The organism is Corynebacterium glyciniphilum AJ 3170, from assembly GCF_007673095.1.
GTDB lineage: Bacteria > Actinomycetota > Actinomycetes > Mycobacteriales > Mycobacteriaceae > Corynebacterium.
Genome location: NZ_VDYZ01000003.1, coordinates 1 through 22,079 on the forward strand (window position 1 = coordinate 1; position 22,079 = coordinate 22,079).

At 66.4% G+C, this 22,079-nt stretch carries 18 protein-coding genes and 3 tRNA genes; 8 read left to right on the forward strand and 13 right to left on the reverse strand.

Features of this window, described 5'->3' with window-relative positions; all coding sequences use genetic code 11:
• Window positions 1-7: 7 nt before the first annotated feature.
• The gene (locus FS507_RS03580; RefSeq protein ID WP_260853162.1) at window positions 8-1,231 is read left to right on the forward strand and encodes an IS110 family transposase; all 1,224 of its coding nucleotides are present in this window, start codon (window positions 8-10) and stop codon (window positions 1,229-1,231) included.
• 119 nt (window positions 1,232-1,350) lie between these two features.
• Here FS507_RS03580 and leuD read toward each other — a convergent pair whose 3' ends face one another.
• On the reverse strand, window positions 1,351-1,938 hold the full coding sequence (leuD, locus tag FS507_RS03585; RefSeq protein WP_145941461.1) for a 3-isopropylmalate dehydratase small subunit: 588 nt from the start codon (window positions 1,936-1,938) through the stop codon (window positions 1,351-1,353).
• 5 nt (window positions 1,939-1,943) lie between these two features.
• Entirely contained in the window at window positions 1,944-3,434 is a 1,491-nt protein-coding gene (gene leuC / locus FS507_RS03590) for a 3-isopropylmalate dehydratase large subunit (RefSeq protein WP_145941632.1), read from the reverse strand.
• A 133-nt stretch (window positions 3,435-3,567) separates the two neighbouring features.
• Here leuC and FS507_RS03595 point away from each other — a divergent pair, with 133 nt between their 5' ends.
• Complete coding sequence (locus FS507_RS03595) at window positions 3,568-4,341, forward strand: IclR family transcriptional regulator (protein ID WP_145941462.1); 774 nt, start codon at window positions 3,568-3,570, stop codon at window positions 4,339-4,341.
• 168 nt (window positions 4,342-4,509) lie between these two features.
• On the opposite strand, the gene FS507_RS03600 is transcribed toward FS507_RS03595, so the two are convergent.
• Window positions 4,510-4,582: transfer RNA gene (locus tag FS507_RS03600), tRNA-Glu, on the reverse strand.
• A gap of 154 nt (window positions 4,583-4,736) precedes the next feature.
• Here FS507_RS03600 and FS507_RS03605 point away from each other — a divergent pair.
• Window positions 4,737-5,765, forward strand: a complete 1,029-nt coding sequence (locus FS507_RS03605) for a winged helix DNA-binding domain-containing protein (RefSeq protein ID WP_145941463.1) — start codon at window positions 4,737-4,739, stop codon at window positions 5,763-5,765.
• A gap of 4 nt (window positions 5,766-5,769) precedes the next feature.
• Here the strand turns inward: FS507_RS03605 and FS507_RS03610 are convergent, their stop codons facing one another.
• The 5 genes from FS507_RS03610 to FS507_RS03630 all read right to left on the reverse strand — a co-directional run bounded on the left by FS507_RS03610 (window position 5,770) and on the right by FS507_RS03630 (window position 9,374).
• Window positions 5,770-6,582, reverse strand: coding sequence for a histidine phosphatase family protein (locus tag FS507_RS03610; protein WP_260853163.1), 813 nt, complete (start codon window positions 6,580-6,582; stop codon window positions 5,770-5,772).
• A gap of 231 nt (window positions 6,583-6,813) precedes the next feature.
• Window positions 6,814-6,886: transfer RNA gene (locus tag FS507_RS03615), tRNA-Glu, on the reverse strand.
• 36 nt (window positions 6,887-6,922) lie between these two features.
• A tRNA-Gln gene (locus FS507_RS03620) sits at window positions 6,923-6,994 on the reverse strand.
• Window positions 6,995-7,116: 122 nt separating this feature from the next.
• Window positions 7,117-8,607 (reverse strand): glutamate--tRNA ligase, encoded by a 1,491-nt coding sequence (gltX, locus tag FS507_RS03625; protein ID WP_145941465.1) that lies wholly within the window; start codon window positions 8,605-8,607, stop codon window positions 7,117-7,119.
• 11 nt (window positions 8,608-8,618) lie between these two features.
• Window positions 8,619-9,374, reverse strand: coding sequence for a TIM barrel protein (locus tag FS507_RS03630; RefSeq protein WP_145941466.1), 756 nt, complete (start codon window positions 9,372-9,374; stop codon window positions 8,619-8,621).
• Window positions 9,375-9,472: 98 nt separating this feature from the next.
• Here FS507_RS03630 and FS507_RS03635 point away from each other — a divergent pair, with 98 nt between their 5' ends.
• Entirely contained in the window at window positions 9,473-10,231 is a 759-nt protein-coding gene (locus FS507_RS03635; protein WP_145941467.1) for an SDR family oxidoreductase, read from the forward strand.
• Window positions 10,232-10,307: 76 nt separating this feature from the next.
• Window positions 10,308-11,450, forward strand: coding sequence for an isochorismate synthase (locus FS507_RS03640; RefSeq protein WP_145941468.1), 1,143 nt, complete (start codon window positions 10,308-10,310; stop codon window positions 11,448-11,450).
• Window positions 11,451-11,500: 50 nt separating this feature from the next.
• On the opposite strand, the gene FS507_RS03645 is transcribed toward FS507_RS03640, so the two are convergent.
• The 3 genes from FS507_RS03645 to FS507_RS03655 are packed head-to-tail and all read right to left on the reverse strand — an operon-like array spanning window position 11,501 to window position 15,004.
• Entirely contained in the window at window positions 11,501-12,307 is an 807-nt protein-coding gene (locus tag FS507_RS03645; RefSeq protein WP_145941469.1) for a fumarylacetoacetate hydrolase family protein, read from the reverse strand.
• A 58-nt stretch (window positions 12,308-12,365) separates the two neighbouring features.
• The gene (locus FS507_RS03650; protein WP_145941470.1) at window positions 12,366-13,043 is read right to left on the reverse strand and encodes an exonuclease domain-containing protein; all 678 of its coding nucleotides are present in this window, start codon (window positions 13,041-13,043) and stop codon (window positions 12,366-12,368) included.
• Complete coding sequence (locus tag FS507_RS03655) at window positions 13,040-15,004, reverse strand: putative nucleotidyltransferase substrate binding domain-containing protein (RefSeq protein ID WP_145941471.1); 1,965 nt, start codon at window positions 15,002-15,004, stop codon at window positions 13,040-13,042. The genes FS507_RS03650 and FS507_RS03655 overlap by 4 nt, the downstream gene beginning before the upstream one ends.
• Window positions 15,005-15,138: 134 nt before the next feature.
• Here FS507_RS03655 and FS507_RS03660 point away from each other — a divergent pair, with 134 nt between their 5' ends.
• The 3 genes from FS507_RS03660 (at window position 15,139) to FS507_RS03670 (ending at window position 19,483) form a co-directional block, all read left to right on the forward strand.
• Complete coding sequence (locus FS507_RS03660) at window positions 15,139-15,741, forward strand: PadR family transcriptional regulator (protein WP_145941472.1); 603 nt, start codon at window positions 15,139-15,141, stop codon at window positions 15,739-15,741.
• Window positions 15,742-15,768: 27 nt separating this feature from the next.
• Window positions 15,769-17,841 carry an NADPH-dependent 2,4-dienoyl-CoA reductase gene (locus FS507_RS03665; protein ID WP_145941633.1) on the forward strand — a complete coding sequence of 691 codons (2,073 nt, stop codon included), beginning with the start codon at window positions 15,769-15,771 and terminating at the stop codon, window positions 17,839-17,841.
• A 76-nt stretch (window positions 17,842-17,917) separates the two neighbouring features.
• A complete protein-coding gene (locus tag FS507_RS03670; RefSeq protein WP_145941473.1) occupies window positions 17,918-19,483 on the forward strand; it encodes a cell wall-binding repeat-containing protein in 1,566 nt (521 codons plus the stop codon).
• On the opposite strand, the gene FS507_RS03675 is transcribed toward FS507_RS03670, so the two are convergent.
• On the reverse strand, window positions 19,470-21,371 hold the full coding sequence (locus FS507_RS03675; RefSeq protein ID WP_145941474.1) for a hypothetical protein: 1,902 nt from the start codon (window positions 21,369-21,371) through the stop codon (window positions 19,470-19,472). The two genes, FS507_RS03670 and FS507_RS03675, sit on opposite strands and share 14 nt — an antisense overlap.
• Window positions 21,368-22,039 (reverse strand): ABC transporter ATP-binding protein, encoded by a 672-nt coding sequence (locus FS507_RS03680; RefSeq protein ID WP_145941475.1) that lies wholly within the window; start codon window positions 22,037-22,039, stop codon window positions 21,368-21,370. Before FS507_RS03680 ends, FS507_RS03675 begins: the two co-directional genes overlap by 4 nt.
• Between the last annotated feature and the right edge of the window lie 40 nt (window positions 22,040-22,079).

Below are 22,079 nucleotides of genomic sequence, written 5' to 3' on the forward strand. Positions count from 1 at the left end.
GCCCACCGTGCCCACCGTGCCCACCGTGCCTGGCGCTGCCCCGGAGGTCTACGCCGGGGTCGACACCCACGCCGACACCCACCACGCCGCCGTCGTTGACGCAGTAGGCCGTCACCTCGGTGACCACGAATTCGACACCACCACCGCCGGGTTGGCGGCACTGTATGCTTTCATCAGCTCATTCGGCACCCTGATCCGCGTCGGGGTGGAAGGCACCGCCTCCTACGGCGCAACGCTGAGCAGCTACCTGCACGATCAGGGCGTCAGCGTGTCGGAAGTCATCCACCCGTCCCGGGCGGCTCGCCGTCGAGGGAAATCCGATCCCATCGACGCCTACAATGCCGCTGTCACCGCCGCTGGTAACACTGACTTGCCGGTGCCGAAGCTCCTCGGGGGAGTCGTCGACGGTATCCGAGCGTTGCTGAAAGCCCGGACCAGTGCGGTCAAAGCCCGCAGTGCCGCGCTGACCCAGATCCGCAGTCTGCTGGTCACTGCACCCCAGGACCTCCGCCAGGCCTACCAGTGCCGCTCGGCGAGGATGCTGCTGGCACGGCTGGCCACCATCACCGATGACACCGACCACCCACTGTTGATCGTGCTGGCCGGGTTGGCTAGACGTATCGGATTCCTCGACACTGAAATCACCGACCTGCACACCAGGATCACCCAAATGGTCACAGACACCGCCCCGGCCCTGTTGGCGGCCAAGGGGGTGGGAACCGTCACCGCCGCGCAACTTCTGGTCACCGCCGGGCAGAACCCGGACAGGATTGGCTCCAAGGCCAAGTTCGCGGCGTTGTGCGGGGTCTGTCCTATTCCCGCCTCGTCCGGTAAGACCCAGCGGATGCGGCTGAATCGGGGTGGAGATCGGGACGCCAACTGCGCTTTGTACCACATTGCGTTGGTCAGGATGGCCAGCGATCAACGCACCAAGGACTACATCGGCCGGCGTCTGGGCGAAGGCAAGACGAAGATGGAGATTCTGCGGTGTCTGAAACGCTATATCGCCAATGAGGTTTACGCTCTGATCGTAGATCCCCCGCAGGTCGGTGGTGTTGCTGATCTACGGCCGCTTCGTCGACAACGAGGCTTGTCCATCCAGGCTGTTGCGGGGGTGTTGGAGGTACATTCGAACAAGATTTCCGCCATCGAGCGCGGAGTTGCTCATGATGCCGCTTTCACGCAGCGTTACCGGGCTTATCTGGCTGAGGTGACTGAGGCAGCAGCTTGACAAACTATAGGAGCATCAGAGGCGATGGCCCGACGGCAGACCCGCGGGTCGGATTTCCGGCGGAAACCGACGCGTACCCCTGCCAGTCGGCCGAATCCTCTGCCGCAGGCCCCGGCCTGTTACCGGATAACCGGTTTGAAGGACGGCCTGGTCGACTCGTACTCGGAGATCGCCGTCTCGTCCTGCAGGGTGATGCCGATGTCGTCGAGGCCGTTGAGCAGACGCCACCGGGTGTCATCGTCGACCTCGAAGGCGAAGACGTATTCGCCCAGGGTGGCGGTGCGCGCCTCGAGATCGACGGTCATCTCCACACCGGGCTGCTGTTCGATCAACTTCCAGATCAGCTCGATGTCCTCCGGGGTCATCGTGGCGGCGAGCAGGCCGTTCTTGGCGGTGTTGCCCCGGAAGATGTCGCCGAAACGCGGGGAAAAGACGACACGGAACCCGTAGTCCAACAGCGCCCACACAGCGTGCTCACGGGACGAGCCGGTGCCGAAGTCGGGTCCTGCGACCAGTACCGTCGAGTCGGCGAAGGGCTCCTGGTTGAGCACGAACTCGGGGTCGCGCCGCCAGGACTTGAAAAGGCCCGATTCATAACCGGTCTTCGTGACCAGCTTGAGGTACTCGGCGGGCACGATCTGGTCGGTGTCCACGTTCGACCGGCGCAACGGGCACGCGACACCGGTGTGTGTGCTGAACTTCTCCATGGTGCTCAGGCTCCCTTCTCGACGCTGAGGGCGGGCAGATCGGACGGGCTGGCCAGGTGTCCCAGGACCGCGGTGGCCGCAGCGACGGTCGGCGAGACCAGGTGGGTGCGTCCCCCCTTGCCCTGGCGGCCCTCGAAGTTGCGGTTCGATGTCGATGCCGCCCGCTCCCCCGGGGCCAGCTGGTCAGGGTTCATGCCCAGGCACATCGAACATCCCGCCGTACGCCACTCGGCACCGGCGTCGAGGAAGACCCTGTCGAGACCTTCAGACTCCGCCTGCGTCTTGACCGAGGTGGACGACGGTACCACCATCATGTGCACCGACGAGGCGACGGTGCGGCCACGCAGCACCTCGGCGGCGGCCCGCAGGTCCTCGATACGGCTATTGGTGCATGAGCCGAGGAAGACGGTGTCGATGCCGATCTCGCGTAGGGGCGTGCCCTGCTCCAGGCCCATGTACTCCAGCGCGGACTCCGCTGAGATCCGGGCAGTCTCGTCGGTGATGTCCTCCAGGTACGGGACAGCACCGTCCAGCGGCAGCCCCTGCCCCGGGTTGGTGCCCCAGGTGACGAAAGGGGTCAGGGCGGATCCGTCGATCTCGACGACGGTGTCGTAGACAGCGCCCTCGTCGGTCTGCAGTGAGCGCCAGTACTCGACCGCGTCATCCCAGTCCTGGCCGGTCGGCGCGTACCTGCGACCTTTGAGATAGTCGAAGGTCACGTCGTCCGGGGCGATCATCCCGGCCCGTGCGCCTGCCTCGATGCTCATGTTGCAGATCGTCAGGCGTCCTTCCATGGACAGCTTCCGGATGGCTTCGCCGCGGTACTCGATGATGTGCCCCTGCGCACCGCCGGTACCGATCTTCGCGATGATGGCGAGGATCAGGTCCTTGGCCGTGACACCGGGCTGCAGTTCACCGCTGACCTCGATCGCCATGGTCTTGAACGGTGCCAGCGGCAGGGTCTGGGTCGCCAGCACATGTTCGACCTCGCTGGTGCCGATCCCCATGCCGATGGAGCCGAAAGCCCCGTGGGTCGAGGTGTGTGAATCGCCGCAGACAATGGTCATCCCGGGCTGGCTCGCGCCGAGCTGCGGGCCGACGGTGTGGACGATGCCCTGGTCGCCGTCGCCCATGGAGTGCAGGACGACTCCGTACTCCTCGCAGTTCTTGCGCAGTGTCTCCACCTGCAGGCGTGAGACCTTGTCCTCGATCTCCAGGAGGTTGCCCGAGTGAACACCCAGGGTCGGGACATTGTGGTCCTCGGTGCCCAGGGTCAGGTCAGGACGACGCAACGGCCGGTTGTTCTGACGCAGCCCGTCGAATGCCTGGGGACTGGTGACTTCGTGGATCAGGTGGAGGTCGATGTACAGCAGGTCCCGCCCACCGTTCTCCCCTCTGGTCACGACGTGGGAGTCCCACACCTTCTGCGCGAGGGTGCGCGGGGTCGCGGTGGGGGTCTTGTCGTCTGGATGCGTCTGCCGGGTCACAGCATTCACAGTTCTCTCCTCGGTCTCCACTTTCTCCACTGTCTCTTCAGCCTCTTCAGCCTTCCGGAGAATCCGGCGGTGCCCGCTCGTCACTGCGTGGCAGCCTGGAAGTTCCACTGGTTGGAATGTATAGTATCAGATCATGGGAAACCCCACCTACACTGAGACGTCCTCGCCGAACTCCGTACCTGCGGCAGCCCCGGCATCCACGGCGTCCACGACCACCAGCGGCATCCAGGTCCTCGACCGCGCCCTGCTCATCCTGGGCATCGTCGCGCGTCGGCCACACAGCCTGTCCGAGTTGTGCGAGACCACTGGTCTGCCCCGCGCCACCGCGCACCGCATCGCCGTTGCACTGGAGAAGCACCGCATGGTGACCCGCCTGGAGGACGGTCAGTGGACCGCCGGCCCGGCACTGGCCGAGCTGGCACCGAAGTCCTCCACGCGACTCGACGAGGCCGCCGAGCATGTGTTGCCCGACCTGGTCGAGCGCACTGGCGAAGCCGTCCAGATCTACAAGCTGTCCGGGCGGGAACGCGTCTGCATCGCCACGGCGGAACCCCGCCAGGGCCTGCGGGACACGGTACCAGTGGGAAACCGCCTGACCCTCACCGCCGGGTCCGCGGCGAAAGTCCTCGTGGCGTACTCCCCCAAGGTCTTCCAGGACGATATCCTCGCCAACGCGAACTACACCGCCGAGGACCTCGAACTCGTCCGTGCCGGCCAGATCGCCGAATCCGTCGGGGAACGCGACGCCGCCCTGGCCAGCGTCTCGGTGCCGGTGCGGGACGCCTCGGGTGTGATTGCCGCCCTGTCGATCTCCGGGCCCGCCGAGCGTATGGGCCCCTCGCCGGCGGCGCGGCACCGCGAGGCACTGCAGCACAGCGCCGCCGAACTGGAGCGCTACCTGCGCTGAGGGGGCCGAGTGACACGGGCGCACACCGTGGCACGCTGAGACGGACACCGTGGGTCGGAAAATGGCAGCCTGTCCACCCCTGAGTGTCTGTCCCAGCGCCGCACTGCTCTCGAGCGACCCTGCGGACGTAGAAAAGCCCGGTCCGAAGACCGGGCTGAACATATCTTGTACCCCGTACGGGATTTGAACCCGTGTTACCGGCGTGAGAGGCCAGCGTCCTAGGCCGCTAGACGAACGGGGCAAGGACTTTCACATAGATTGACCAGCAGGACGTGTGTCCGCGCTGTGCAACGGGGAGAACTATATAGGACCGTCGGCAGAAGCACATAATCACGTCCATGACGTGCAAATATCATGTCTATCCTCCTGTCCGCCCCGCCGGCTACGCTGGACCCATGACCACGCTCAGTGCCGACCGTCTCCGAGGCCTCCGGCTCATCGCGCAACTGCTCGCACCGTCACGAGCCCGACCGTTCCCCGCAGCACCGGACATCCAGATCACAGCCGCCCATATGCTCGCCATGCAGGCGCAGAATCTCCGGGCGGGCGTCACCGCACTCGGCGTGCGTGCAGGAGTGACTGACCTCGACATAGCCGCACTCGACGACGCCGGCGTAGTCCGCAGCTGGTCCCAGCGCGGCACACATCACCTGCTCGCCGCGGAAGACGTCCGGTGGATGACCCGCCTGTGCACGCCGCGGGTCCAGGCCGCCTCAAAGAAGCGCCGGGGCGGCCTGGGTCTCTCCGACGACGATGTCGACACGTGCCGAACAGCACTCCTCGCCCGGCTCACAGCCGCTCCTGCTCCCCTGCCACGCAGCGAGGCCTATCTGGTGTTCGCAGAGGCGGGGGTAGACCCGGATGGCGGGCGAGGGCCGCACATGCTGCGCCATTTCGGCGGTGAAGGTGAGATCATCCAGGGACCGCGCTCCATTCAGTCGGCGGGCACAGAGGGGGCATCCGGGGCAGGTCGCAGCGAGGACACCTTCGTCCTCCACGACGCCGTCGTGTCCCAACCCCGCGACCTCACCGGGGAGGACGCGTTGCGTGAGCTCGCCGTCCGCTACTACCGCTCGCGCGGGCCCGCCACTGTCAAGGACCTGGCGTGGTGGTCGGGGCTGACGCTCCGGGACGTACGCGCAGCGACCGCTCTCGCCCTCGACACCGGCGCTGTCGTCACCGTCGAGGCTGCAGACGGCCGGACACTTCACATGGCCGACTGGCAGCAGGATGTCGCGGACGCGGAAGTCGACAGCGCGCTCGGCACTCCACGGGACCTTCCCGCTTTCGACGAGTACCTGCTGGGCTACACGGATCGCTCAGACGTGATGACGGACGCCGTGGCAGCGGAGGTCGGCCCTACGAAGAACGGTCTCTTCCATGCCTTCCACGTCGAGAACGGTACTGTGACGGGCCGGTCCTGACTTCTTACTCCGACAGCAGGCGCGCCTGCTCCTCGGCCACCGCCAGCAGTTCCTCATTGCTGAGGTAGTCACGGTCGAATCGCTGCCATGGCTGCTCGACCATGCGCCACCGACCCGTCCGCTTGTCGCAGAACGGGTGCGCCGCACGGACCCACCGCATCCAGGGTGCCACCTCCCCGGTATCGGGGCTGATCCGCGTGTAGTGCAGCACCGTGCAGTTGAAGATGGTCATCTCCGGATCCTTGTCGTAGCGCAGGAACTCCTCGTCACTCCACCGCTCGAGAACCAGGCGAGTCGACCACATGAAGTCCCCGTGCGTGACCACCAGGACATTCTGCTCACTGCTTTCCCGGTGCAGGGTGCTGAGCATGTTCCGCACCCGGTTCTCGGCGACATTCGCGATCGACTCCCCCGCCGGCGGTGCCCAGTACAGCGGGTCCTTCCGCCTCAACAGGGCGTTGTGGGCGTACTGCTCCTCGAAGACCTTGCGCGGCAGCGGGGAGATCTCGCCCCAGGACCGCTCACGCACCACCCGGTTCTCCTCCCACCGCGCCCCCACCAGTCCGAGGTTCGCAGCGGTCTCCCGGGTACGGACGTACGGCGAGGTGATACACCGGTCGAGGTCGTCGACATGATTGGTGATCCACTCACCCGCCGCGTGGGCCTGGGCGACACCGGCATCGGTGAGCCGCCAGGAGCGGTCCGCCACCAGCATCGTCTCTTCACTGAACAGTGCCTGGTCGCCGGCCTTGTCTGCACGTTGGATGACGTTGGCCTCGCTCTGGCCGTGGCGGACGAGGATCAGGTTCTTCGGCATGGTCACCCCAACCACCCTAGACCTTTCGTCTACGAACAGTTGAACCCCCTTCTGCTGCGAGGCAGGCACGGGTCAGAGCCCCCACACCCCCGTCACGCAGCAACCCCGGAGGCCGGTCGGACCAACCTCCGGGGTTGCTCCCTCACCATTAACCCCCACGTTGCGGTGGGGCGGCCCCCAGACATACGAAAAGCCCGGTCCGAAGACCGGGCTCTGCGCTCACATACCTTGTACCCCGTACGGGATTTGAACCCGTGTTACCGGCGTGAGAGGCCAGCGTCCTAGGCCGCTAGACGAACGGGGCATGAAAACAAGCTGCACAACATATTCAGCGTTTCCGCTGGCCTACCAGGACTCGAACCTAGAACGACGGTACCAGAAACCGCTGTGTTGCCAATTACACCATAGGCCATTCGTTGCTCTGTGCACCGCGTGTTCCCCGCGCTGCCTTGCAACGGTGGATACTATAACCAGGACGCGCTCCGGGTCGCAAATTGCGAGGTCAAAGCACCAGTCCTGGCATCACCACCGGCGTTACTCCGTGGCGGCGTACGGCGTGACCGCGCGGGCCGCACGCAGGCGGGCGAGAGTGGACTCCTTCCCCAGCAGCTCCATCGACTCGAAGAGCGGCGGCGAGACCGCGGCCCCGGAAACCGCCACCCGCAGGGCCCCGTAGGCCTTGCGCGGCTTGAGTTCCATCGACTCGATCAACCTGGACGACAGAGCAGCCTCGATCGTATCGGTGACGAACTCCCCGTCCCCGATCCGCTCGATCTCCTCGATGGCGGCATCAAGGACCTCGACCGCGTCGTCCTTGAGATTCTTCTTCGCCGACTTGGGGTCGAGCTCGAGGTCCTCGTCCGCGGTAACCAGGAAACGCAACAGGCCGTCCGCGTCACTGAGGGTCTTGATCCTGGTCTGCACCAGGTCTGCGGCGAAGGCGAACTTGTCGGACGGATAGTCCGTCGGGAACCCCTTGTACTCCTCCAGGTAGCTGCGCAGCCGCCCGGTGAAGTCCTCCAGATCCAGCAGGCGGATGTGGTCGGCGTTGAGTGCTTCGAGCTTCTTCTGGTCGAACCGGGCCGGGTTGGGCTTGACGTCCGCGACGTCGAAGTTCGCCACCAGCTGATCGACGCCGAAGACGTCCTCATCTGCCGACAGGGACCAGCCCAGCAGGGAGAGGTAGTTCAGCATGCCCTCCGGGATGATGCCGTTGTCCCGGTGGTTGAACAGGTTGGACTCCGGATCACGCTTCGACAGTTTCTTGTTGCCCTCGCCCATGACGAACGGCAGGTGGCCGAAGGTGGGGGTCGCCTCGGCGATACCGATGCGCACCAGGGCCTCGTACAGTGCGAGCTGACGGGGGGTCGAGGGCAGCAGGTCCTCACCACGCAGCACGTGGGTGATGCGCATCAGGGCGTCGTCGACCGGATTGACCAGGGTGTAGAGCGGCTGGCCGTTGGACCGCGCGACCACGAAGTCCGGCACCGTCGTCCCGTCGACGACCATGTCACCGCGGACGAGGTCAGTCCAGGTCCAGGACTTCTGCGGCATACGCAGCCGCCATACCGGGGAGCGTCCCTCTGCCTCGAAGGCGGCGATCTGCTCGGGGGTCAGGTCGCGGTCGAAGTTGTCGTATCCCAGCTTCGGGTCGCGTCCGGCCGCGCGGTGGCGCTCCTCGACCTCGTCGGCGGTCGAGTATGCCGGGTAGACGTCGCCGGACGCCTTGAGCTTCTCGAGGACCTCCGTGTAGATCTCCATACGCTGCGACTGCCGGTAGGGGCCGTGCGGACCTCCGGGCTCCCCGACCCCCTCGTCCCAGTCCAGGCCGAGCCAGGTCAGGGAGTCGACGATCGCCTCGTAGGACTCCTCGGAGTCACGGGCGGCGTCAGTGTCCTCGATCCGGAACACCAGCTTGCCGCCGGTGTGCCGGGCGTAGGCCCAGTTGAACAGTGCGGTGCGGACCATGCCGACGTGCGGGGTCCCGGTCGGCGAGGGGCAGAAACGTACGCGTACTTCACTCATGGTGCCCTATTTCACCACATCCACTCGCCCGCCACGTCGCCGGAGTACCCGGCGGAGCGCAGCGCACCCACCCAATCCTCCAGCGGCAGCCCGCCGCTGCCCGGCGCACCACGACCGGGTTCGTCGGCGATCTGGACATGCGCCGGGAACACCGCATCATCGTCGTCCCCGTCTCCCGGCTTTCCCAGAGTGTCCAACCACTCCGAGACATCGTCGGTCTGGTTGAGGTGCCACAAGTCAGCCAGTAAGGCGGTGTTGGAGATACTGCTGATCACGGCACGTGCGTCAGCGACGGTGGCGATCGGGTAGTCGTCCACCCCGGAACTCGGCTCGATCAGGACGGTCCCCTGCCCCCGCCCTCCCGCGGTGTGCGCCACCGCGGCGATGTTGTCGAGTTGGTCGGGGCCGAGCTTGCGACCTCCCCTGCCGACCAGCAGGTTGAAACGGTCGGCCCCGGTGGCCTCTGCGAGTCTGGACATCGCGTCGACGTGCCGCCGGCTCAAGGGACGCTCGTGTAACACGCCCCGGTCCCCGGCCGCGGTGTCACCACCCCAGTAGTTCACGGCGGTCAGGGTGAGTTCCCGGCGCTTCAGCTCACCCACCAGGTCGTCGATCTCGCGGTCGGCGGGCTCGGGGGTGGTCCAGGGCCACCACAGCTCAATCCTGTCCAGGCCGAGGGCCCCGGCCCGGTCCAGGTCAGGGTCGCCCGGCGGCCTGCCGATTGAGCAGTTCACTGAGGTCACCATGGCGGTCAGTTCCGATGACATGCTCTCGTCTCCGTTCTCCCGGGGTACTCCACCGGGGTGGTTACCGGTTATCCCAATCTACCGTCCTCAGGCGTTCCGGATCGGCGAGAATAGTCGGCATGACTGGTTCAGAGACCCCACTGCACACTGACAACCCTCTCGCCGCCCGCACCGTCGTCATCACCGGTGCCGGCGGTGGGCTCGGCCGGACCTTCGCTGTTGCTCTGGCGGACGCCGGTTGGACCGTCGCCGCCCTGGGCCGTACACGACGGACGCTCGAGGAGACCGTGGCCGCCTGCCCGGGTGAGGGTCACCTCGCCGTCCCGTGCGATGTGACCGACCGGCAGTCCGTCGCCGCCGCCTTCGACCATGTCACCGCGGAATCCGGACGACTCGATCTTCTGGTGAACAACGCCGGCGTCCCTGGTCCCACCGGTCGCATCGACACCGTCGACCCCGGGGACGTCGAGACGACACTGCGCACCAATTTCACCGGAACCCTCCTCTGCACCCGGGCCGCCTTCGCCTGGATGGCGGCCCACGGCGGTGGACGGATCATCAACAACGGGTCCATCGCCGCACACGCCCCACGTGCGGGCGCTGCCGCCTACGCCGCGTCCAAGGCCGCAGTGGCGTCGCTGACGGTGTCGACGGCGTTGGACGGCCGCGACGTGGGGATCACCGCCACCGAACTCGATATCGGGAATGCCCGCACCGCTCTCCTGGACACGTTCACCACGAATGCCGCACCCGAACCTACCTTCGATGCCACGGAAGCGGCCCGACTGCTGGTCAGCGTGGCAGGGATGCCGGCTGACGTCTGTGTGGACCGGGTGACGGTGACAGCCGCCGGGATGCCGTACCTCGGCCGCGGTTGAGTGCGCTGGCACGCGTAGCCGCACATGTGGGGCGAGCAATTTCAGTTTGTTTCTCCCCCCTGGGTACGGTGGCTGTGTGATCAATAACGATCGCCCGTCAACAGCGCCGGACTTTCTCCTTTCCCGCGCGTCGGGCAGCATCCGCACTCAGGGGACACGCGCGTCCTACCCCGATCCGTTCGAGGCTGCCACGGCACTGCGCGACGGCAGCGCGCGACTCGTCGTCGGCGCCGTCCCCTTCGACACCGGCAACCGCGCCGCACTGACGGTTCCCGGCACCGTGATCGAAACCGAAGGCCCGTTGGAACCACCCGCCCACTACCGTGGCCGGGATCTCGGCGACCGGCTCGAGGTGGTCAACGTCCACCCGTTGAGCAGCTCCGAGGAACACCAGTCCACAGTGGCGGCGGCCATCGAGACGATGCACAACACGACGCTGCGCAAGGTGGTGCTGGCCCGGGCCGTCGACATCGAGTTCGCCGAGGAGGTTGATCCTCTCCTCATCGCCGCCCGGCTCATCGACCTGTCCGCGCACCGGGACGGTTTCGCGGTGGACCTGTCCGCCACCGGACGTTCGGATGACCGCGGGACCATGCTGGTGGGCTCCTCCCCTGAGGTACTGATCCGCAGGCGCGGCACCACCGTCGAAGCGCGTCCACTGGCCGGCTCCGCCGCCCGTCTCGCGGACCGGCAGGCCGACGAGACCATGGGTCGGATGCTGCGGGACTCCACCAAGGATCTCACCGAACACGAACTGGTCGTGGACCACTACCGGCAGGTGCTCAGTGGTGTGTGTTCCGAGCTCTCCATCCCGGACGCACCCGAGTTGATCAAGACCAATGAGATGTGGCACCTCGCCACCCCGGTGCGTGGCACGCTGCCGGACCTGAACTTCTCGGCCCTTGACCTCGCGCTGATGCTTCACCCCACACCTGCGGTCGGCGGCACGCCCACTGACGACGCCATCGGCATCATCAACGAGGTCGAGGAACCCCGTTGCTTCTACGCCGGATTCGTCGGGTGGTGCAATGACGACGGCGACGGCGAGTACATGGTGAGTATCCGCTGTGCCGAGGTCGCCGGAGCCACAGCGAGGGCGTGGGCCGGCGGTGGCGTCATCGCCTCGTCCTCCCCCGCCGCGGAGGCGGCGGAGACGACCGCGAAACTGCAGACCGCGTTGCGGGCGCTCAATGTACCCGCCGCAATGCGCGCGGTCTGAGCCCCCGAGTTCCCCCGGATTGATTCCCGCCCCCTCAGGACGGGAACGGGTCAGTACGCCTCGATGGGGTTGACCAGGTGGCCGAGGCCGGGGATCTCGATGTCGATGGTGTCACCCGGGAGCATCTCGGCCGTGCCGGCCGGCGAACCGGTGCAGATCACGTCTCCCGGCAGCAGCGTGAAGGCCTGTGAGACCCACTCCACGATCTCCGGGATGGACTTGATCATCTGGTCCGAGTTGGAGTCCTGCTTGGTCTCCGTCTCCCCGTCATGGGTCAGGTGGGCCTTGATCGGCAGGTCCGTCAGGTCGGTGAAGTCCAGGTCGGTCTCGATCCACGGGCCCAACGGGCAGAAGCTGTCCAGCCCCTTGGCACGCGACCATTGGCCGTCGGCGAACTGCAGGTCACGCGAGGAGACGTCGTTGACGATCGTGAAACCGAGCACGACGTTCTTCCAGTCGTCCCGCTTGACGTCCTTGCACGGCTTGCCGATGACGATGGCCAGTTCGCCCTCGAACTCCACGCGGGTCGCCCACTCCGGCTTCCGGATCGGCGCACCGGTACCCACGACGGCTGTCGGCGGCTTCAGGAAGAGCGTCGGCGGCAGGTGCTCCGCGGACTTGTTGAAGACCTCCTTGACGTGGTCGGCGTAGTTACGTCCCACGGCGACGACCTTGGAGGGCAGGATCGGGGCCAGCAGACGGACGTCCTCGAACCTCCAGGTCCGTCCAGTGAACTCAGGCTCCCCGAAAGGGTGGCCGGCGATCTCACGGCAGGTTGCCCCGGTCCCGTCGGCCTCTCCCCCCTCCAGTGCCACGAAGGCCATACCTTCAGGGTGTGCGATGCGCGAAATTCTCATGGTCACTTAGCTTACAGCGGAAAACAGGGGCCGCTGAGACCGCCCCCGTCTGTGATCTCTATACCTGTGCGGACCTCAACGTCGAATAGGGTGAGCGGCCGTTCGCCGGTGAGGTCATCGCGAGAAACAGCTCCGCACAGGACAAGGCGTCGGTGACCGCGCGGTGCGGTGGGTAGGACGGCAGACCGTAACGGTCCCGGATCCGCGGCAGGCGCAGGTCCTCACCCCGGGGTTGGACGGAGTCGCGTTCCATCCGCCGTCGTTCCAGCGCATAGGTGTCCAGGGTGGGGACGACAAGCCGCGCACCGAAGACAGACCGGCACGCCGCGGAGAGGAAGTCTTCCTCGATCAGGGAGAAGTGCGCCAGCATCACCCGTCCCCGCAGTGCGTCAAGCAGTTCTCCGAGAGCGTCCGCCAGCGGCATGCCGGCATCGACCATGTCATCGGTCAGACCGTGCACCGTGGCGGACTGACCGACACCGTCACCGTCGTCCTGCGGGCCGGAGATGACCACCTCCCGGGCACCCGACAGGACGATCCGTCGTCCGTCCATCGGCACCCAGCCGATCGACAACAGGCGGTCGGTGGTCAGGTCGAGCCCGGTCGCTTCGACGTCCACCGCGAGAACCGGAAGATCGTCCAGCGGGGTGGAGCCCGAAGGCGGCGCCACCGTGTAGAAATCAGCGAGTGCTCCGGTGGCGCGGCGTTTCTCCCACAGTCTGCGCAGCAGGCTCATGTGTTCCTCACCGGGTACTTGACGGCCAGCGATGTCTGGATGCTCTTGATGATGCCGAAGGCGTCACGGAGATTCTCGCGGTCGAGCTTCCCGAGGGAATCCGGGTCGATGCGGTAGTCCGCCTCACCTCCGCTGCGGAGCTGGCTGGCCTGGTGGCGCAGGGACAGTGACTTGAGGAAGTTGAAGGCCTCCGTCAGGTCTCGGGCGGCTTTCTGGGTGAGCACCCCGGTGGACGGCGCCTGGGCGAGCCGCTGATGGGTCCCCACCGCCTTCACCCCGCCCATCAGAGCGTACAACCGGGCGATCTGGACGATCGGGGCGGTTCCGCCGGCTTTGACGTCGAGGGTGTTGCGGTAGTCACCGCCACGCTGGACGACCAGACCGCGGAAGATGCCGAGGGGAGTCTCCTTGCGGGCCACCAGGGCAGCCAGGCGGGCGTGGAACCGTGAGGAACTGCGCGCCAGCGCCACCGAATAGCGGTGGACCTGGTCGGCGAGTTCGCGGGCGCCGTAGATCGGACGCATGTCGAAGAAGGTCTGCGCGTGCAGCAGTGCATCCGGGTTCGGCGCGGTGACCCAGGTGTGGAAGGAATCCTTCCACTGGTCCACCGTCATCCTCCACGCCGGGTTCATCGCCATCATGTCGCCCGGGCACAGCCGCTGTCCGGCCTCACTGAGACCGGTGCAGACCATCCGTCCGAGTTCCGCGAAGTACTCGCCGTGACGATCCTCGTCGTAGGAGTTGTGCAGGACCAGACCGTTGTCCTGGTCGGAGGAGAAGCCGACCGCGCGGCGGGCCTGGGACCCGATCACGATAAAGGCGTACGGCACCGGAGGAGGACCGAGCTTCTCCTCCGTCAGCACCAGAAGCCGGCGCGCCAGAGAGTCCAGGCCGACGGTCAGGATCTCACTGACTTCCTCAGCTGATGCGCCTCTGCTGATGAAACCGCTGGTCATCTCCGCGGTGTCGTTGAAGATACTGCGCATCTGCTCGGTGTCCGTGGCCTTGGCGAGATCCGCGGTGAGGTAGATCGGGTCATTGCGCAGCGCACGCATGATGTCCGACGCCGAGATCACACCGGTGACCCCGTCACCGCCACCGTCCAGACCGCCGACGACCGGCAGGTGGTGGACCCCCTGTTCACTCATCATCAGCATCGCCTCGAAGGCGGTGGTGTCCGCCGTCGTCGAGAACGGATCCCGCGTCATGATGTCCGACACGGGGATGGCGGTCGACAACCCCTCGGCGAGGACCCGGTTCCGCAGGTCGCGGTCGGTGATGATGCCGACGAGCTCATTTCCTGACACCGACGGGAGTCCGGCCGTATCTGCCGTGCCGGCCGTATCTGCCGTGCCGGCTGTGTCTGCGGTGTCGGAGATGACCGGGAGGCAGGAGATCCCGTTCCCGCTCATCAACTTCGCCGCCTCCTGCACCGTGGCCTCACATCCCACGGACACCGGATCCCGGTCCACCAGTTCGGAGACCCTGGTCCGCAGCGCGTCCGACCCGGACCGCACGCTCAGCCGCTCCGCGGCAGCCCGGATCCGTTCAGAAACACCGGCGAAGTAGCGGGCCACCTCCGGGTTCCGTTCGATCAGCCCACGGACCTCCTCGCGCTCCATCGTCAGCAGGAGGCTGTCCTCCACCGCGATCATCGTGTACCGCGACGGTCCGGGTTCTGCACCGAACCCTCCCTTGGTCACGATGGTGGAGTGACCGAAGAACCGGCCGGCTCCCCGCCTGTCGAGCAGCACGTCCTGAGTGTCGAGGACGTCGACGGCACCTGAACGGATGACGTACAGCGTGTCGTTCGGCTGTCCGGCGGTGATGACCGTCTCGCCGCGCCGGACGTAGATGATCTCCATCTTGCCGGGAAGCGAGTCCAGTTCCTCGTCCGGGAGATGACTGAAGGGCTCGTGCGCGCTGAGGAAGCGCCGGACCTCATCAAGTTCCACACTCATGGTCAGCAAGTCTATGGGCCGGGTGCCGCACGCTGTCCCCTGCCAACCCCGAACCGGGGGTATATGAAACAAGTTTCACATCAATTCGTGTCCTAGTTCCCTCCGGCGGTGTGACGTGGATTACGCTGACGGACATGGCACTGGAACACGCGATCATGATCTCCCTGGCCGAACGGCCGGGAACTGGTTATGAGCTGGGACGACAGTTCGCCACATCTTTGGGCCACTTCTGGCCCGCAACCCGACAGCAGATCTACCGCACCCTGGCCCGCCTGCACGACGACGGACTGGTGACATGTCGCGATGTCGCCCAGGACGGCAGGCCGGACAAGAAAATCTACACTCTCTCCCCCGCCGGCAGGACGGCGCTGCACACCTGGATCTCCGACCCGTCCGAGCTGATGAAGATCCGCGACGACCTCTCCGTGAAGATCCGCGGCGCCGAACACGGAGACCTCGACGACCTCCTCGTCGACATCGGGAGACACCGAGACGCCCACGAAGAACGGCTCCGCCTCTACCGCAGCTATGAGCGCACCCAGTACCCCGAAGTCGCCGGCACCACACCCGGCACCGAGGGGCCGGAAGAAACGGAGGGATCCATGGGTGTCCTCACCGGACGACGACTGCACCAGCACCTCGTCCTTCGTCTCGGTATCCGGCTCGAGGACAGCTTCGTGGACTGGTGCACCGAAGTACGTGACGCCCTCACCCACGACCACCGAGAAGGACAGTGACCGACCGTGACAGACCCGACAGGCACAGTGACGACACCGACTACTCCCCCGTACCCCCACCTGTTCACTCCATTGACGATCGGTGGACTGACCCTGCCCAACCGCTCGGTGATGGGCTCGATGCACACCGGCCTGGAGGACCGGTTCTGGCACGCCGACCGCCTCGGCGAGTTCTACGCTGAACGTGCCCGCGGCGGGGTCGGGCTCATCGTCACCGGAGGCATCACCCCCACGCGCAGTGGTGACCTGTCCCCGCTCGGCGGCCGGATGGCGACACCGCTGGCGGTCCTGCACCACCGCCGGATCACCGACGCCGTCCACCGGGAGGGAGGACGGATCGCCATGCAGATACTGCACGCCGGTCGCTACGGCGTGACCCCGTTCAAGGCTGCCCCGGGTACCGAGCCCTCCCCCATCCACCCGTTCAAGCACATCCGGATGACCGAGGGCATGATCCGGAGCACCATCCGTTCCTATGGACGGGCCGCCCGCCTCGCCCGCAAGGCCGGATACGACGCGGTCGAGATCATGGGCGGCGAGGGCTACCTCATCAACCAGTTCCTGTGCCCCCACACCAATGACCGTACCGACCGCTGGGGCGGGTCCACCACGAACCGTCAGCGCTTCCTCGTCGAGGTCATCGACGAGATCCGACGTCAGGTCCCCCGGGGCTTTCCGGTGATCCTGCGCCAGTCCATCGCCGACTTCGTCAAGAACGGCCAGACGTTCGACGAGATCGCGCTGATGTCCCGGCGTGCGGAACGCCACGGTGTCGACGCGATCAACACCGACATCGGGTGGCATGAGGCACGTGTCCCGACCATCGTCACCTCAGTGCCCCGGGGTGCCTTCGTGAAGTTCACGGAGCGTCTGCGCGACGAGGTCTCGATCCCGCTCATCGCCTCGAACCGTATCAACACCCCGGAGGTCGCCGAGGGCATCCTGGCCAACGGCAAGGTAGACGCGGTGTCGATGGCGCGACCGTTGCTGGCTGACCCCCACTTCATGTCCAAGGCCCGGACCGGCCGTTCCGACGAGATCAACACCTGCATCGGATGCAACCAGGCCTGTCTAGACCACGCCTTCGTCGGGAAGCCTGTCTCCTGCCTGGTCAATCCGCGCGCCGGACGGGAGACGACGTTGATTCTCACCCCGACCCGCCGTGCCAAGAAGGTCGCCGTCGTCGGTGCCGGCCCTGCAGGCTTGTCTGCCGCGGTATCCGCCGCCGAACGTGGGCACCGTGTCGAGTTGTTCGAGGCCAGGGGCAGTATCGGCGGGCAGTTCTCCATCGCTGCCCGTATCCCGGGTAAGGAGGAGTTCCACGAGACGATCCGCTATTTCTCCACCCAGCTCGACAAACTCGGTGTCACCGTGCGCCTCAACACCCGTGCATCCGTGGCGGACCTGGTGGACGGCGGGTTCGACCACGTGATCATCTCCTCGGGTGTCGTTCCCCGGGTGCCTGCCATCGAAGGGATCGACCATCCCAGCGTGATGACCTACGCAGAAGCCGTCCGGGGTGAACGTGAGATCGGTGGCAGGGTCGCTGTGATGGGTGCCGGGGGAATCGGTTTCGACGTCTCCGAGTTCCTCACGACACCGTCCGGCGCGGACTCACCCTCGTTGAACCTCAAGGAGTGGGAGCAGGAGTGGGGCGTCGACGACGATCCCGCCGCCGTCGGGGCACTGACGAAGCCACGCCCCTCGGAGCCGCTGCGTCAGGTCTACATGGTCCAGCGTAAGGCGTCGCGCCAGGGAAAGACGCTGGGTAAGACGACGGGGTGGGTCCACCGGGCCACGGTGAAGATGAAGAAGGTCGAGCAGATCAGCGGTGCCACCTACGAGAAGATCGACGATGCCGGGCTGCACCTGGCGTTCTACGAGGAGAAGGACGGCAACCGGACGCTGACGGAGCGCCGTGTGCTCGAGGTCGACTCCATCGTCCTGTGCACCGGGCAGGAGTCGGTCACCGACCTCGTCGAGCCACTGCAGGAGGCAGGCATCACCTTCGACGTCGTCGGCGGTGCCGATCTCGCCGCCGAGCTGGACGCCAAGCGCGCGATCCTGCAGGGGACGGAGGCCGCCGCCGCGATCGCCTGACCCGGGCGATAGGGTCGGGGAAGGTTTCCTCCGTCCCACACCACAGCTGCCCCTATTCCGAAAGGCCGTCCCCGTAGTGCCACTGTCCCGCCGCACATTCCTCCTGAGCGCCGGTGCGCTCGCATTGGCCGCCGTGCCCCTCAGCGCATGTTCCGGTGACAGTTCCTCCGGCGGCAGCAGCGGTTCCGGTGGCGGCGAAGAACGCGCGCGACCAGCGGACGGCACCGGTGTCACCGTCATCCAGGATGATCCGTCGGGCGTCGCCACCAGCAGAATCCTGTTCGCCACCGCTGAGATCGCCGTCATCGTCGCAGCCTCTGCCTCCGACGAACATCTGGAGGCAGGATGCGGCCTCGCCCGTGAACACGGGGTCCCCGTGTTCGCGGACAGTGACTCCGCCACGACGGATGTCACCGGGGAACTGGAACGCCTCGGAGTCTCCGAGGTCGTCCTCGTCGGCGGCACTGACACTCCGTCTGCAGCCTCAGCCAGCCCAGGGACCGACATCACCGTCCACACCACCGGCAGTGACGGCAGTGACGGCGGGGACAGCGGCACGGGAGTCGCCTGGCCGGACGAGGCGTCCGGCGGTATCCGCGGTGATGACAGGCAACGGTCGGGGGTCGCACTTGCCGTCCCCTCGTCGTCACCGACCAGCGTCGCCACCGCCACTGCGGCTGGCTTCACCGTGGTGCCGGTCGTCGCCGCCGATCCGCGTTCCACCGACGAGTCCATCGAGGCCACGGTCGACGAGCTCAACGGTGCCGGCAACCTCGTAGCCCTGGGCAACGGCTTCGGCAGTGACGACGACCTGCGACGCCGCGGTGAACTCGCCGGGGCCGTGGACGGACGCCTGCCCGGCGGTGGTCAGGTCATGTTCCCGGGCCGGAAGATCATCGCACTCTACGGGCACGCGAATGAGCCTCTGCTCGGCGTGATGGGTGAACAGCCACCGGACGAAGCCGTCACCAGGGCACAACAGCTCGCGGAGCAGTACGGTCCGACCAGCGACGTACCGGTCATCCCCTCTTTCGAGATCATCGTGACCGTCGCTGCCGAGGATCCCGGCCCTTCGGGGAACTTCAGCAACTACAGCGACCCGGAGGAGGTCAGGCCCTGGATCGAGGCCATCGTCGATGCCGGCGGCTACGCCATCATCGACATCCAGCCCGGACGCGAGACGCTCCTGCAGCAGGCGCAGCACTACGCCGACCTTCTGAAACATCCCAGTGTGGGACTCGCTCTGGACCCGGAATGGCGGCTCGGCCCCGACGACCAGCCGATGGTCGAAGTCGGACACGTCGATGCCTCGGAGATCAACGAGGTCGCGGAATGGCTCGAGGGGCTGGTGGTGTCGGAGAAGCTCCCCCAGAAACTCCTGATGATCCACCAGTTCCAGCTGCAGATGATCCGCAACCGCGAGGCCATGGTGACCGGCACCGATCATGTCAGCGTCGCCGTGCACTGCGACGGGCACGGGCCTCAGGGCGTCAAGGCGGAGACCTGGCAGGTCGTGCGCCAGGGACTCGATCCGGCGATCGCCCTGGGCTGGAAGAACTTCATCGACGAGGATGAACCGATGCTCACTCCCGAGCAGACCGCAGCTGTCGAACCCACACCGGACATCGTCAGCTACCAGTAGCCGTGCTCCGGGGCCGGGACCGTGACCGTGACCGGGCCGCGTCGACCACAGACGGTGACGCCGTCCCCGCCACCCCTGCCAGAACCACGGTGCCCCACAGGCCAACCAGGAGAATCCACGGCACCCCGATCGTCGTGTCCGCTCCCACCTCCGAGAGCATCCCGGCCAGGTTACGGTGTGCCACCCACAGTGACGCTGCTGCCATCAGCCCCGCCGCCAGAGCGATGATCATCCCGAGACCGCCGAAAGCACCGGTGACACGCGCCCAGGAGAAGCTGATCCGTCGCATCCTGGTGCGTGTACCACGACAGTCCGCGGCGAATCCGACCACCGCATGGACCAGGGCCACGACCGCCACAACGCCGATTCCCCCGACCATGCCGACCAGGGAAGTCAACTGACCTGCTTGAGTGTCGGCGATCTGTTCTTCTGTGCTGTGCCGCGGATCGTCCCACCTGACTCCCGGCACCACGCCACCGGCGTCCTTGTGGCCGGAAGCATAGGTTCTGTCAGTCACGGCCCCCTGCTGTCCACCCGAGCTGACCGGGAAGGATCTGTCGTCGACGGTGATCCCGCTCCCCAGGGCGGAATCACGGTCCAGCGTGGCAACGACAGTCACCTCCCGCTGCTCTCCGTCGTCGTCCCGGATGAGAACGGTGTCCCCCAGCGTCCGACGGTCGTCCGCTGCGACATTGTCACCGCCGAGGTCGTCCAGTGATCCGGAGGTGACGGCGCCGGGGACGAGGAGCCGCCCGATTCCGACCGGATCAACCCGATGAACCGGAACCATGTCCACCGAGTTGTGTCCCTCCAGCCAGCCGGCATCGGTGTGCAACGGTGAGACCACGAGTCCCGCGTCACGGGCAGCATCGGTCTGCGACGCCGTCAGCCTCTGCTCGGTGACTGCTGTGGCCTGCAGTGATGCCTCGCTACGGTACGCCTCTCCGATAGTGCTGGTGAGCGCGGCGAACGCGGAGGTCCCGCCGAGGATGATGACCATTGACGCGACGAGGGACATCCCCGCGACCCGGCGCGCGTGCTCGCCGGCGACACCACCGATGACCATTCGTCCGGTACCGCCACGGCGCAGCATCCACCCGAGACCACGCAGGACCGGCGCGGCACACGACCACACCACGAGCAGGGTACAGAACGCGATGCCGAAGGCCATCTCATTGAAGTTCTCCAGGGTCATCTCAGCGTCATGCATCAACCACAGTCCGACTCCGGCGGCGATCCCCACCCCGTAGCGGACCGGCACGGCAAGGATGCGGTGGCGGTGGCGACGTCGTGTCGGCACCTGGGCGTCCTCCGCGAGACCGGCGAGGTGACGGGCCTGCCACCACACTGCCAGAACGCCCCACCCCATCAGACATATGCCGGCTATCAGGGCAGGCTGTGGTGTCCACGCGGTCCCCAGGCCCGTCGTCGACAGCCCGATCCGTTCCAGCAGAAGCCGGAATCCGCGGGCCGCCACCGGTGACAGGACCACGCCGAGGAGGACGGTGAGAGCGCTGACCACCGTCACCGCAGCCGTCAGGCGCCACCGGACAGCGCGCCGCGAGGCCCCCAGCATCCGGAGTCGCCGACTCGTCGTGCCGAAGCTGGCGACGAGAAACTGCGCCGCAGACGCCACCAGGATCATTCCGACGATGCATGCGATCGCTGCGACCATGAAGGTGTAGTCTGCGACACCCTGGTGGTTTCCCCACTCTGCGGCGGTGTCTGTGGTCACGACGTCCGCCCCGCGGAGTTCGTCGGCAACACCGGTGGCTCGTACAGCCGTTCCGATGATCCCACCGGCAAGGCCAACCAGTAGGGCGCCGACCGTCAGGTACGCCATGCTCGCCGACCGGTGTCCGGCGGCCAGAAGTCGAAGTACCGTCATCCGTGATCGACCATGCCGTCCCGGAGCACGAGGGTCTTGTCAGCTGCCGCGGCGATCTCCGGCTCATGGGTGACCATGAGCACGCTGGTCCCTGCATCCGCCAGTTCCCGCAGAAGCCGGACGACGATCCGTCCGTTGGTCTCGTCGAGAGCACCCGTCGGTTCGTCAGCGAAGATGACGTGGGGATCCGAGGCCACGGCACGGGCGATGGCGACGCGTTGGCGCTGCCCACCGGACAACTCGTCGGGGCGGTTGTCCGTATGAGGTTCCATGCCCACCGTCGACAGTGCCTGCCGGATCGCGCCCCGTTCAGCCCGGCCGTGCGCCAGTCGCATACCGAGGGCGATGTTCTCGCGGACCGTGAGGTAGTCAAACAGGTTGTACTCCTGGAAGACGGTGGCCGTGGACGCGGCCCGTAACCGGGAACGGTGACCGTCGGAGACGTCCCAGATATCGCTACTGTCGTAGAGGACACGACCGGAGGTGGGGCGGACAATTCCGGCGAGGATGTTCAACAGGGTCGACTTGCCTGATCCGGACAGCCCCATCAGCGCCAGGAATGATCCGGCGGGGACCGTGAGGTCGATGCCCCTCCCGTCGTCGTCTCCGATGACCGGGCCGTCCTGCTCCCGGTACGTCTTACTCACGGCCTTCGTCACAATGTCCATGTCATCCACTGTGCGGGAGAACCGCCCCGGAGTTTAAGGG

What these genes read in the sequence shown, in the direction of transcription:
- FS507_RS03655 (WP_145941471.1), bottom strand. Translation starts at nt 15,004, where the DNA reads ATGAGTGTGGAACTTGATGAGGTCCGGCGCTTCCTCAGCGCGCACGAG.
- FS507_RS03635 (WP_145941467.1), top strand. Translation starts at nt 9,473, where the DNA reads ATGACTGGTTCAGAGACCCCACTGCACACTGACAACCCTCTCGCCGCC.
- gltX (WP_145941465.1), bottom strand. Translation starts at nt 8,607, where the DNA reads ATGAGTGAAGTACGCGTACGTTTCTGCCCCTCGCCGACCGGGACCCCG.
- FS507_RS03645 (WP_145941469.1), bottom strand. Translation starts at nt 12,307, where the DNA reads ATGAGAATTTCGCGCATCGCACACCCTGAAGGTATGGCCTTCGTGGCA.
- FS507_RS03660 (WP_145941472.1), top strand. Translation starts at nt 15,139, where the DNA reads ATGGCACTGGAACACGCGATCATGATCTCCCTGGCCGAACGGCCGGGA.
- FS507_RS03610 (WP_260853163.1), bottom strand. Translation starts at nt 6,582, where the DNA reads ATGCCGAAGAACCTGATCCTCGTCCGCCACGGCCAGAGCGAGGCCAAC.
- FS507_RS03630 (WP_145941466.1), bottom strand. Translation starts at nt 9,374, where the DNA reads ATGTCATCGGAACTGACCGCCATGGTGACCTCAGTGAACTGCTCAATC.
- FS507_RS03675 (WP_145941474.1), bottom strand. Translation starts at nt 21,371, where the DNA reads ATGACGGTACTTCGACTTCTGGCCGCCGGACACCGGTCGGCGAGCATG.
- FS507_RS03650 (WP_145941470.1), bottom strand. Translation starts at nt 13,043, where the DNA reads ATGAGCCTGCTGCGCAGACTGTGGGAGAAACGCCGCGCCACCGGAGCA.
- FS507_RS03595 (WP_145941462.1), top strand. Translation starts at nt 3,568, where the DNA reads ATGGGAAACCCCACCTACACTGAGACGTCCTCGCCGAACTCCGTACCT.
- FS507_RS03680 (WP_145941475.1), bottom strand. Translation starts at nt 22,039, where the DNA reads ATGGACATTGTGACGAAGGCCGTGAGTAAGACGTACCGGGAGCAGGAC.
- leuD (WP_145941461.1), bottom strand. Translation starts at nt 1,938, where the DNA reads ATGGAGAAGTTCAGCACACACACCGGTGTCGCGTGCCCGTTGCGCCGG.
- FS507_RS03605 (WP_145941463.1), top strand. Translation starts at nt 4,737, where the DNA reads ATGACCACGCTCAGTGCCGACCGTCTCCGAGGCCTCCGGCTCATCGCG.